The sequence below is a fragment of the Nonomuraea antri genome (assembly GCF_013283785.1).
In the GTDB taxonomy this organism is placed as follows: Bacteria; Actinomycetota; Actinomycetes; order Streptosporangiales; family Streptosporangiaceae; genus Nonomuraea; species Nonomuraea antri.
Map to the genome: position 1 here is coordinate 1 of NZ_JABCPZ010000540.1, position 1,300 is coordinate 1,300.

At 71.9% G+C, this 1,300-nt stretch carries 1 pseudogene; it reads left to right on the forward strand.

Annotation, left to right across the window (positions count from 1 at the left end):
- Positions 1–2: 2 nt before the first annotated feature.
- Positions 3–1,300, forward strand: a pseudogene (locus tag HII36_RS55215) (amino acid transporter); the annotation flags it as partial.

Here is a 1,300-nt window from a genome sequence, read left to right on the forward strand (position 1 = left end):
TGCTGGAGCACCGGGTGCAGCAGCCGGTCGGCCCGGAGACCGAGGAGGGGCACGCCAAGCCGCAGCCGTGGTGGAAGGTGATGTGCCTGACCGGCGTCGACTACTTCTCCACGCTGGCCTACCTGCCGGGCATCGCGGCGCTGGCCGCGGGCGCGCTGTCGCCGCTGGCGACGCTGCTCATCGTGGCGCTGACGCTGCTCGGCATGTTGCCGATGTACCGGCGGGTGGCGCGCGAGAGCCCGCACGGGCAGGGGTCGGTGGCGATGCTGGAGAACCTGCTGCCGTTCTGGCGGGGCAAGGTGTTCGTGCTGGTCCTGCTCGGGTTCGTGGCCACGTCCTGGATCGTGACGATCACGCTGTCGGCCGCGGACGCCTCGGTCCACCTGCTGGAGAACCCGTACGCGCCCGGCTTCCTGCACGGCCACGCGGTGCCCATCACCGTGATCCTGCTGCTGGTGCTCGGCGGGGTGTTCCTGCTCGGGTTCACCGAGGCGGTCAGCGTGGCGATCCCGCTGGTGGCGCTGTTCCTCGGGCTGAACGCGGTGATCGTGGTGTCAGGGCTGGCCGAGGTGGCGGCCACCCCGGAGGCGCTGGAGCGGTGGACCGCGGCGCTGACCGAGGGCCGCGGCGGCGTGGGCGGCGTGATCTGGCCCGCGGTGCTGGCCTTCCCGCTGCTGGTGCTCGGACTGTCCGGGTTCGAGACGGGGGTGAGCATGATGCCGCTGGTCGCCGCCACCGGCAAGGACGCCGCCGAACGGCTGGCCGCGCGCATCCGCAACACCCGCAAGCTGCTGACCGTGGCCGCGCTCATCATGAGCGTCTACCTGATCGCGACCAGCTTCGTCACCACCGTGCTCATCCCGCCCGCGCAGTTCGCGCCCGGCGGCCAGGCCAACGGGCGGGCGCTGGCGTACCTGGCGCACGAACGGCTGGGGGAGGCGTTCGGCACCCTCTACGACATCAGCACGATCCTCATCCTCTGGTTCGCCGGGGCCTCGGCGATGGCCGGGCTGATCAACATCGTGCCGCGCTACCTGCCCTCCTACGGCATGGCGCCCGAGTGGGGCCGCGCGGTCCGTCCGGTCGTGCTCGTCTACACGGCCATCTGCGTCGTGCTCACCATCGCCTTCGACGCCGACGTCGACGCGCAGGCCGGGGCGTACGCGACCGGGATCCTGGCGATGATGGTCTCCGGCGCTGTCGCCGTCACCATCTCGGCCGCGCGCCGCCGGCGGCGTCCGGCCACGATCGGGTTCGCGGTGCTGACGCTGGTGCTGCTGTACGCGCTGGCCGAGAACAT